General features: G+C 72.9%; 11 protein-coding genes. 3 read left to right on the top strand and 8 right to left on the bottom strand.

Going from position 1 to position 8,635, the window contains the following annotated elements; genetic code table 11:
• The 3 genes from HGA02_RS05430 to HGA02_RS05420 form a co-directional block, all read left to right on the top strand.
• A partial coding sequence (locus HGA02_RS05430) for a CbiQ family ECF transporter T component (protein ID WP_168678141.1) occupies positions 1-517 on the top strand: 517 nt, incomplete at its 5' end.
• Positions 518-610: 93 nt separating this feature from the next.
• On the top strand, positions 611-1,498 hold the full coding sequence (gene ypfJ / locus HGA02_RS05425; RefSeq protein ID WP_168678140.1) for a KPN_02809 family neutral zinc metallopeptidase: 888 nt from the start codon (positions 611-613) through the stop codon (positions 1,496-1,498).
• Positions 1,499-1,584: 86 nt separating this feature from the next.
• Positions 1,585-2,148: a GNAT family N-acetyltransferase gene (locus HGA02_RS05420; RefSeq protein WP_168678139.1), complete on the top strand. Its 564-nt coding sequence runs from the start codon at positions 1,585-1,587 to the stop codon at positions 2,146-2,148.
• 57 nt (positions 2,149-2,205) lie between these two features.
• On the opposite strand, the gene HGA02_RS05415 is transcribed toward HGA02_RS05420, so the two are convergent.
• From HGA02_RS05415 to HGA02_RS05380, 8 genes are all read right to left on the bottom strand, one after another.
• The gene (locus HGA02_RS05415; RefSeq protein WP_124343615.1) at positions 2,206-2,532 is read right to left on the bottom strand and encodes a metal-sulfur cluster assembly factor; all 327 of its coding nucleotides are present in this window, start codon (positions 2,530-2,532) and stop codon (positions 2,206-2,208) included.
• Positions 2,529-3,011: a Fe-S cluster assembly sulfur transfer protein SufU gene (gene sufU / locus HGA02_RS05410; RefSeq protein ID WP_168678138.1), complete on the bottom strand. Its 483-nt coding sequence runs from the start codon at positions 3,009-3,011 to the stop codon at positions 2,529-2,531. Before sufU ends, HGA02_RS05415 begins: the two co-directional genes overlap by 4 nt.
• Complete coding sequence (locus HGA02_RS05405; protein WP_168678137.1) at positions 3,008-4,354, bottom strand: SufS family cysteine desulfurase; 1,347 nt, start codon at positions 4,352-4,354, stop codon at positions 3,008-3,010. Before HGA02_RS05405 ends, sufU begins: the two co-directional genes overlap by 4 nt.
• A 95-nt stretch (positions 4,355-4,449) precedes the next feature.
• The gene (gene sufC, locus HGA02_RS05400) at positions 4,450-5,208 is read right to left on the bottom strand and encodes a Fe-S cluster assembly ATPase SufC (RefSeq protein WP_168678136.1); all 759 of its coding nucleotides are present in this window, start codon (positions 5,206-5,208) and stop codon (positions 4,450-4,452) included.
• Positions 5,209-5,224: 16 nt separating this feature from the next.
• Complete coding sequence (locus tag HGA02_RS05395) at positions 5,225-5,557, bottom strand: non-heme iron oxygenase ferredoxin subunit (RefSeq protein ID WP_168678135.1); 333 nt, start codon at positions 5,555-5,557, stop codon at positions 5,225-5,227.
• Complete coding sequence (sufD, locus tag HGA02_RS05390) at positions 5,554-6,855, bottom strand: Fe-S cluster assembly protein SufD (protein WP_168678134.1); 1,302 nt, start codon at positions 6,853-6,855, stop codon at positions 5,554-5,556. The genes HGA02_RS05395 and sufD overlap by 4 nt, the downstream gene beginning before the upstream one ends.
• Positions 6,855-8,300 (bottom strand): Fe-S cluster assembly protein SufB, encoded by a 1,446-nt coding sequence (sufB, locus tag HGA02_RS05385; protein ID WP_168678133.1) that lies wholly within the window; start codon positions 8,298-8,300, stop codon positions 6,855-6,857. The genes sufD and sufB overlap by 1 nt, the downstream gene beginning before the upstream one ends.
• A partial coding sequence (locus HGA02_RS05380) for a helix-turn-helix transcriptional regulator (protein WP_425483030.1) occupies positions 8,297-8,635 on the bottom strand: 339 nt, incomplete at its 5' end. The genes sufB and HGA02_RS05380, both read right to left, overlap by 4 nt.

Genomic DNA, 8,635 nt, shown 5'->3' with positions numbered 1-8,635 from the left:
CGTCGCGGTGCTGCTGCTCGACGGGCCGCTCCCGGCCGTGGGCGCCCTCGTCGTCGCGGTCGGCGTCCTGCTGGTGGCCCGCGTCCCCCTGCACCGCGCCACGCGCGGCCTGCTCCCCGTGGCCGTCCTCGCGCTGGTCGTCGGCCTGTACCAGACCTGGTCGCGGGGCTGGGAGGTCGGTGTCGAGATCGCCGCCGAGCTCCTCGCGCTCGTCGTGCTCGGCACGGTCGTCACCGCGACCACCCGGTCCGACGCGCTGCTCGACGTCCTCGCGCGCGTGACGCGCCCCCTGCGACACGTCGGGCTGCACCCCGAGACCGCCGCGCTCGCCGTCGGCCTGTTCCTGCGCACCATCCCGGTGCTCGCGCAGTCCTCGCTCGAGGTCCGGGCCGCCGCGCGGGCGCGGGGCCTCGACCGCGACCCGCGCGCGCTGGTCCTGCCCGCGGCGGTCCGGATGGTCGCGCACGCGCGCGCGACCGGTGACGCGCTCGCCGCCCGCGGACTCGCCGACGACTGACCGCTCGGCGCGCCCGCGCGGCCGACGTGCACGAACGGGTGGCGCCGCCGTCCCGACAGGCGGACTCCGGGGCGCGGGATTAAGTTCCCCTCCGTGACGTTCGGTGAGGGTGGTCAGTTCGAAGGCGGCCGGGTCCGCACGAGCCGCGGCGGGAAGATCGCCGCAGGCGGTGGGATCGGCGCGCTCGTCGTCGCCGTGCTGGCGATCTTCCTCAACCAGTCGGGCAACGGCGACCTCGCCAACGTCCTGCAGGGCGTAGCCGGCGGCAGCGGCCAGCAGGCCGAGCAGGGCGTCGTCGGCGACTGCACCGCGGAGCAGGCCAACGAGCGGCGCGACTGCCGGCTGTCCGCGACGCTGCAGGCGCTCGACGCCTACTGGGCCGCCGAGCTCCCCGCACAGGGCGCGCAGTTCGCGCAGCCCGCCGCGGAGGCGTTCGAGGGCCAGACCACGACGGGCTGCGGGGCCGCGTCGGCGTCGACCGGGCCGTTCTACTGCCCGCCCGATCAGACCATCTACCTCGACCTCGGCTTCTACGACCTCCTGCAGAGCCAGTTCGGTGCCGAGGGCGGACCGCTCGCCGAGATGTACGTCACGGCGCACGAGTACGGGCACCACGTCCAGAACCTCACCGGCGTCATGGACCGCGCGCAGCGGCAGGGCACCGGCGCCGAGTCGGACTCCGTGCGCGTCGAGCTGCAGGCCGACTGCTACGCGGGCATGTGGGTCGGCAGCGCCGCGACCGAGGTCGACCCCGACACCGGTGTGACGTTCCTCGAGCCGATCACCGCCGAGCAGCTCCAGCAGGCGCTGTCCGCCGCGGAGGCCGTCGGCGACGACCACATCCAGCAGCAGTCCGGCGGCGGCGTGAACCCCGACTCCTGGACCCACGGCTCCTCCGAGCAGCGCCAGCGCTGGTTCACCACCGGCTACGAGCAGGGCACCCTCGCCGCCTGCGACACCTTCGCCACCGACGCCCTCTGACGGGCGCCCGTCCGCCGGCGCGCCCCGGGACGGCCGCTCATGAATTCGACCTGCGTCCCCCGCGACGGCCGGACTAGCGTCGCCGCGTGCTGATCCGCCCCGAGACCCCTGTCGACGTCGGCGCCGTGCGGGAGGTCGTCGCCGCCGCGTTCGGCGACCACGCCGACCACGTCCTGACCATGCTCGACGCCCTGCGCGGCGACCCCGCCTGGGTCGACGGCCTGTCGCTCGTCGCCGTCGAGGACGCCCCGCACGACGAGCCCGGCGGCACCGACACCGTCGTCGGCCATGTCCTGCTCACACGCGTCACGATCACCTCGGCGCGCGGCCCGGTCCCCGCCCTCACGCTCTCCCCGCTCGCCGTCGCCCCCGACGCGCAGCGACGCGGCATCGGCACGGCGCTCGTCGCCGTCGCGCTCGACGCCGCCTCGGCCGCCGGATGGCCGCTCGTCCTCCTCGAGGGCGACCCGCGCTACTACGGCCGCCGCGGCTTCGTCGCCGCCGAACCGCTCGGGCTCGCGTCGCCGTCGCCGCTGATCCCGACGGGTGCGTGGCAGGTCGCTCTCCTGCCCGCGCACGAGCCGTGGATGACGGGCCCGACGACGCTGTCGGCTCCCCTGCTCGCGATCAACGACGAGCCGCGCGTCTGACGCACGACGACCCCGCACCGGGCGGACCGGTACGGGGTCGTGCGGGACGACGCGGCGTCAGATGTTGAAGCCGAGGGCGCGCATCTGGGCGCGGCCGTCGTCGGTGATCTTCTCCGGGCCCCACGGCGGCATCCAGACCCAGTTGATGCGGAAGCCGTCGACGATGCCGTCGAGCGCCTGCGCGGACTGGTCCTCGATGACGTCGGTCAGCGGGCAGGCCGCGGACGTGAGGGTCATGTCGATGACGGCGGTGTTCGTCTGGTCGATGACGACCCCGTAGACGAGGCCGAGGTCGACGACGTTGATGCCGAGCTCGGGGTCGATGACGTCCCGCATGGCCTCCTCGACGTCGGCGACCGTGGTCGGGTTGGTCTCGGTGCTCATGCGTCCTCCTTGGTGCGCGTCGCGCCGGTCTTGATGAGTGCGTCGTTCAGGGCGACCCAGCCGAGCAGGGCGCACTTCACGCGGGCCGAGTAGCGGCCGACGCCCGTGAAGGCGGCGGCGTCCCCGAGCTTGTCCTCCACCTCGTCGCCGAGGCCGGCACCCTTGGACTGCATGAGGGCGCGGAAGGTGCCGGCGAGGTCGTCGACGGCTCCGAGGTCCTGGTCGACGACGAGGTCGTGCAGGACGGACACCGAGGCCTGGGAGATCGAGCACCCCTGCCCCTCCCAGCGCACGTCGCGGACGACGCCGGCGGCGTCGACGTCGACCTGCAGGGTGACCTCGTCGCCGCACGTGGGGTTGACCTGGTGCGACTCGGCCGACCGCGCCTCAGCCCCGGCAGGCCCGAGCCCCCGCCCGTGCGGGTGCTTCGCGTGGTCGAGGATGACCTGCTGGTACAGCTGCTCCATCGAGGTGCTCATGCGTTGCTCCCGTCCTCCAGACCGAAGAACGTCCGCACCCCTGCGAGTGCTTCCCGGAACACCTCGATCTCCTCGTCGGTCGTGTAGACGGCGGCCGACGCGCGCGCGGTCGCGGCGACGCCGAACCGGCGGTGCAGCGGCTGCGCGCAGTGGTGCCCGACGCGGACGGCGACGCCCGCGTCGTCGAGCACCTGGCCGACGTCGTGCGCGTGCACGCCGTCGACGACGAACGACACGTTCGCGAGCCGGTCGCGCGCGTCGGTCGGGCCGATCACGCGGACACCCGGCACGGACGCCACGGCGTCGAGCAGGAGCTGCGTGAGGTGGGCCTCGTGCGCGGCCACCGCGTCCATGCCCAGCTCAGCCAGGTACGACGCGGCGGCGCCCATGCCGACGGCCTGGGACACCATCTGCGTGCCGGCCTCGAACCGCTGCGGCGGCGGCGCGTACGTGGTGCGCTCCATGGTGACGACCTCGACCATCGACCCGCCGGTGGTGACGGGCGGCATGGCCTCGAGCAGCTCGCGCCGCCCGTAGAGCGCGCCGACGCCCGTGGGTCCGAGCATCTTGTGGCCGGAGAACGCGGCGAAGTCCACGCCGAGCGCGTGCAGGTCGACCGGCAGGTGCGGGACCGACTGGCACGCGTCGAGCACCGTCAGCGCCCCGACAGCCCGCGCACGGTCCACGAACGCGCGCACCGGCGTGATCGCGCCCGTCACGTTCGACGCGTGCGTGAACGCGAGCACGCGGGTCCGCTCCCCCACGACCGTCGCGAGGTCGTCGAGGCGCAGGCGCCCGTCGTCGTCGACGCCGATCCAGCGCAGCGTCGCCCCCGTCCGCGCGGCGAGCTCCTGCCACGGCACGAGGTTCGCGTGGTGCTCGAGCTCGGTGACGACGATCTCGTCGCCCGGCCGGAGCGCGAAGCGCGACGACTCCGAACCGCCGCGGCCCAGCGAGGCGTTCGACATCGCGTACGCGACGAGGTTGATCGCCGCGGTCGCGTTCGACGTCCAGACGACCTCGCCGGGCGAGACGCCGACGAACGACGCGACCCGCGCGCGCGCGTCCTCGAACGCCTCGGTGGCCTCCTCCGCGAGCTGGTGCGCGCCGCGGTGCACGGCGGCGTTGCGCTGCACGTAGAAGTCCTGCTCGGCGTCGAGGACGACCTCGGGCTTCTGCGACGTCGCCCCGGAGTCGAGGTAGACGAGCGGACGCCCGCCGCGCAGGGTGCGCGCGAGCAGCGGGAAGTCCGCACGGACCGCCGCGAGCTCGGCGGCACCGAGCGTGCCGGCCGCGGCCGGCGCCCCGCCCTGCGGGGTCGCGGTGTCGAGCGTGCTGGTCACGTCGTCCGCCCTTCGTCGTGGGTCGTGCGTCTACCGGGTCAGGAGTCCCCGGGGGCGTCGCACGGACGCGCCCCGGGGACGGTGGTCGTCGGTCGTCAGACCGCCGACGTGAGGAACCGGTCGTAGCCCTCGTTCTCGAGGCGCTCGGCGAGCTCGGGCCCGCCCTCCTCGGCGACCTTGCCGTCGACGAAGACGTGCACGAAGTCGGGCTGGATGTAGCGCAGGATGCGCGTGTAGTGCGTGATGAGCAGCACGCCGACGTCCGAGTTCGAGCGGACGCGGTTGACGCCCTCCGACACGACGCGCAGCGCGTCGACGTCGAGGCCCGAGTCGGTCTCGTCGAGGATCGCGAAGCGCGGCTTGAGGAGCTCCATCTGGAGGATCTCGTGGCGCTTCTTCTCACCGCCGGAGAAGCCCTCGTTCACGGAGCGGTCGGCGAACGCCGGGTCCATGCGCAGGTCGTCCATCGCGGTGCGGACGTCCTTGACCCACGTGCGCAGCGGCGGCGCCTCGCCGTCGATCGCGGTCTTCGCGGTGCGCAGGAAGTTCGACACCGACACGCCCGGGACCTCGACGGGGTACTGCATCGCGAGGAACAGGCCGGCGCGGGCGCGCTCGTCGACGGACAGCGCGAGGACGTCCTCGCCGTCGAGCGTCACGGTGCCGGAGGTGATCTGGTACTTCGGGTGGCCCGCGAGCGAGTACGCGAGCGTCGACTTGCCGGAGCCGTTGGGGCCCATGATCGCGTGCGTCTCGCCGCTGTTCACGGTCAGGTCGACACCGCGCAGGATGGGCTTGGCGCCCTCCTTGGTCTCGACGCTGACGTGCAGGTCGCGGATCTCCAGGGTGGCCATGCGGGGAACTCCTAGGTCAGAGGGGGGCGTCGACGTCGACCAGCACGCGCTGGCCGTCGACGGTCACGGGGTAGACGGGGACGGGGCGGACCGCGGGCGGGCCGAGCGGCTTGCCGGTGCGCAGGTCGAACCGCGACCCGTGCAGCCAGCACTCGATCGAGCAGTCCTCGACCTCGCCGTCGGACAGCGAGACCGCGCCGTGCGAGCAGATGTCGCTGATGGCGTGCAGCTCGCCGTCCTCGTCGCGGACGATCGCGACCTCGACGGGTCCGGACTCGCCCTCGAGCTCGACGCGGAGCGTGCCGGCGACCGGCACGTCCTCGTCGAGGCAGGCGAGCTGCGCGGTCATGCGCGCTCCGTGTGGGCCGACGACTCGGAGCCCTCGACGTGCGGGCGGTCGGCGAGCGCGTCGAGCGCCGACATGGACGCCTCGAGCTCCTTCTCGATCGCGCCGATGAGCCGGTCCTCGACGGCGGGGACGCCGATCTCGTGGATGAGCTCGGCGAAGAACCCACGGACGACGAGGCGACGCGCGTCGGCCTCGGGGATGCCACGGGCGCGCAGGTAGAAGAGCTGCTCGTCGTCGAAGCGGCCGGTCGCGGACGCGTGGCCCGCGCCCTCGATGACGCCGGTCTCGATCTCGAGGTTCGGCACGGAGTCCGCGCGCGCCCCGTCGGTGAGGACGAGGTTGCGGTTGAGCTCGTACGTGTCGGTGCCCTCGGCGGCCGCGCGGATCAGCACGTCGCCGACCCACACCGCGTGCGCGCCCTCGCCCTGCAGCGCGCCCTTGTAGGTCACGCGGCTCACGCAGTTGGGGACCGCGTGGTCGACGAACAGGCGCTGCTCCTGGTGCTGCCCCGCGTCGGCGAAGTAGAGGCCGAGCAGGTTGACCGACGCACCCTCGCCGACGAACTCGGCGTCCGGCGTGACGCGCACGACGTCGCCGCCGAGCGTGACCACGATGTGCTTGACGGTCGCGTCGCGGCCCACGCGGACGCGGTGCGACGCGGCGTGCACGGACCCGTCGGCCCAGTCCTGGACCGACACGACGGTGAGGTGCGCGCCCTCCTCGGCGACGATCTCGACCGTCTCCGTGAGCGACGCGTGCCCGACGTGGTCGATCACGACGACCGACTCCGACAGCGCCTCGGCGTGCACCAGCAGGTGCGTGCCCGTCGGGTCGAGCGGCGCGTCGTTGAGACCCGCGCCCTCGACGCCCTCGATCTTGATCGAGGTGACGGTCGAGGCGACCTTCTCGCGCGGGATCGTCACGACCGTGGCACGCGGGAACGACGCCCACGCGACGGCCGACGTGCGGTCGCCGGGCTTGCCCGCCCGGCCCAGGCGCGCGTCGTCGCGGTCGACGATCTCGACGCGGACCTCGGGCGCCTCGACGACGGTCGTGAGCACGCCGTGGCCGGCGAGCACGCCGTCGGTCGCCCCCGCGAACAGCGGCGCGAGCTTGTCGACGGGCGAGAACCGCCACTCCTCCTCGCGGCCCGTCGGGACGGGGAAGTCCGCGACGTCGAACGAGGTGAGGCGCGCGGCGCGGGACGCCTCGGGGACGCCCCCGGTGCCGTGCGTGTGGGCCCCGTCGGCGACCGCCCGGGAGTGGTCGGTCGACAGGTTCTCCGTGGTGGTCGTCATCAGCCGACGGCCCCTTCCATCTGCAGCTCGATGAGGCGGTTGAGCTCGAGGGCGTACTCCATGGGCAGCTCGCGCGCGATGGGCTCGACGAACCCGCGCACGATCATGGCCATCGCCTCGGTCTCGGGCATGCCCCGGGACATCAGGTAGAACAGCTGGTCCTCGCTCACGCGCGACACGGTGGCCTCGTGGCCCATCGACACGTCGTCCTCGCGGACGTCGACGTACGGGTAGGTGTCGGAGCGCGAGATCTGGTCGACGAGCAGCGCGTCGCAGAGCACGTTGGACGCCGAGTGGCTCGCACCCTCCAGGACCTGCACGAGGCCCCGGTAGGACGTGCGGCCACCGCCGCGCGCGACCGACTTGGAGACGATCGACGACGACGTGTGCGGCGCGGCGTGCACCATCTTGGCGCCCGCGTCCTGGTGCTGGCCCTCGCCCGCGAACGCGATCGACAGCGTCTCGCCGCGCGCGTGCTCACCCATGAGGTAGATCGCCGGGTACTTCATCGTGACCTTGGAGCCGATGTTGCCGTCGACCCACTCCATGGTCGCGCCCTCGGCGGCCGTGGCCCGCTTGGTGACGAGGTTGTACACGTTGTTCGACCAGTTCTGGATCGTCGTGTACCGCACGCGGGCGTTCTTCTTGACGATGATCTCGACGACCGCGGAGTGCAGCGAGTCCGACGAGTACACCGGGGCGGTGCAGCCCTCGACGTAGTGCACGTACGAGCCCTCGTCCGCGATGATCAGCGTCCGCTCGAACTGGCCCATGTTCTCCGTGTTGATGCGGAAGTAGGCCTGCAGCGGGATCTCGACGTGCACGCCCGGCGGCACGTAGACGAACGACCCACCCGACCACACGGCGGTGTTGAGCGACGCGAACTTGTTGTCGCCCGGGGGGATCACGGAGCCGAAGTACTGCTCGAAGATCTCCGGGTGCTCGCGCAGACCCGTGTCGGTGTCGAGGAAGATGACGCCCTGCTCCTCGAGCGACTCCTGGATCTGGTGGTAGACGACCTCGGACTCGTACTGCGCGGCGACGCCCGCGACGAGGCGCTGCTTCTCCGCCTCCGGGATGCCGAGCCGGTCGTACGTGTTCCTGATGTCCTCGGGCAGGTCCTCCCAGCTGGCGGCCTGCTTCTCCGTCGAGCGCACGAAGTACTTGATGTTGTCGAAGTCGATGCCCGACAGGTCGGAGCCCCACCACGGCATGGGCTTCTTCTCGAACAGGCGCAGCGACTTCAGGCGCGTCTTGAGCATCCACTCGGGCTCGTTCTTCAGCGCCGAGATCTCCCGCACGACGGCCTCGGACAGGCCGCGCTTGGCCGTGGCGCCGGCCACGTCGGTGTCGTGCCAGCCGTAGTTGTAGTTGCCGATCGAGGCGATCGCCTCGTCCTGCGTGAGGGGCGCGGCGGCTGCCGCGTTCTCGGTGGGTGCACTCATGCTGTCGGTCCTTCCGGGGCGAGCACGGGGGCTGCGGGGGTCGGTGCGGTCGTCGGGATGTTCGTGGTGCAGACGTGCCCGCCACCGGCGAGGGTGGCGAGGCGTTGCACGTGGACGCCGAGGATGCGCGAGAACGCGCGGGCCTCGGCCTCGCAGAGCTGCGGGAACTCGTGCGCGACGTCCTGGACGGGGCAGTGCCCCTGGCAGAGCTGGACGGCCCGCGCGCCGGGGACGGGCCGCGCGGACGCGGCGTACCCGTCGGCGGTCAGGCCGTCGGCGAGCGAGCGGGCGCGGGCGGTGACGTCCTGGCCGGCCGCGTCGACCACGGCGACGAG

This window comes from Cellulomonas septica, from assembly GCF_012396155.1.
Taxonomy (GTDB): domain Bacteria; phylum Actinomycetota; class Actinomycetes; order Actinomycetales; family Cellulomonadaceae; genus Cellulomonas; species Cellulomonas septica.
Note: the sequence above shows the minus strand (reverse complement) of the source record. Positions and strands in the feature narration are given on the sequence as shown.

What these genes read in the sequence shown, in the direction of transcription:
- HGA02_RS05415 (WP_124343615.1), bottom strand. Translation starts at nt 2,532, where the DNA reads ATGAGCACCGAGACCAACCCGACCACGGTCGCCGACGTCGAGGAGGCC.
- sufU (WP_168678138.1), bottom strand. Translation starts at nt 3,011, where the DNA reads ATGAGCACCTCGATGGAGCAGCTGTACCAGCAGGTCATCCTCGACCAC.
- sufC (WP_168678136.1), bottom strand. Translation starts at nt 5,208, where the DNA reads ATGGCCACCCTGGAGATCCGCGACCTGCACGTCAGCGTCGAGACCAAG.
- HGA02_RS05395 (WP_168678135.1), bottom strand. Translation starts at nt 5,557, where the DNA reads ATGACCGCGCAGCTCGCCTGCCTCGACGAGGACGTGCCGGTCGCCGGC.
- sufD (WP_168678134.1), bottom strand. Translation starts at nt 6,855, where the DNA reads ATGACGACCACCACGGAGAACCTGTCGACCGACCACTCCCGGGCGGTC.
- sufB (WP_168678133.1), bottom strand. Translation starts at nt 8,300, where the DNA reads ATGAGTGCACCCACCGAGAACGCGGCAGCCGCCGCGCCCCTCACGCAG.